Annotated in this window: 1 tRNA gene; it reads left to right on the top strand. The window is 58.5% G+C overall.

The features are described from left to right. The first annotated feature begins 45 nt into the window (after positions 1-45). Positions 46-122: transfer RNA gene (locus MF609_RS19810), tRNA-Met, on the top strand. The last annotated feature ends 420 nt before the right edge of the window (positions 123-542 follow it).

Raw genomic sequence — 542 nt, 5'->3', positions numbered from 1 at the left:
CACAATGCCACATACCCCTCCCGCCCAAATGGGCGACAAAGGTGTCGCGGGGTGGAGCAGCCCGGTAGCTCGTCAGGCTCATAACCTGAAGGTCACAGGTTCAAATCCTGTCCCCGCAACCAGTGCAACAACAATCAAACCGTCTCAGGATTTTCTGAGGCGGTTTTTTTGTTTTTCGTGCTTTAGTTCCGGGTCGTGCGGTCCCACTACGCATCGCGGCAGCTCTGCGGATGCCAAGACGTAGATTCGCCTTCGTGGGTATCATCGCTGCCTCGGCAAGAGATACCCTCACGGAGCTCACAGTCCACCAGTCGCCGCCTCAGGCAGCATGTCTGCCAAGTTTGCCGTTTTGCCAGCGTCAATTGCTAAGCCGAGCGTGGCCCGGCCGAGCATCTCGGGCAACTGCTCAACCTTAGTAAGCGTGGTCAGCAGGCCGCCTTGCGGTAGCGCCGGTAGGCAGGATGCTTGTCGCCTTTGACGAGGGCGCGGGCGGTGCAGGAAGTTATCGGTTCTACGACCAGTCATACGAGCACTCGTATGAC

The sequence above is a fragment of the Sphingomonas panni genome (assembly GCF_022664435.1).
Lineage (GTDB): Bacteria > Pseudomonadota > Alphaproteobacteria > Sphingomonadales > Sphingomonadaceae > Sphingomonas > Sphingomonas panni.
Note: the sequence above shows the minus strand (reverse complement) of the source record. Positions and strands in the feature narration are given on the sequence as shown.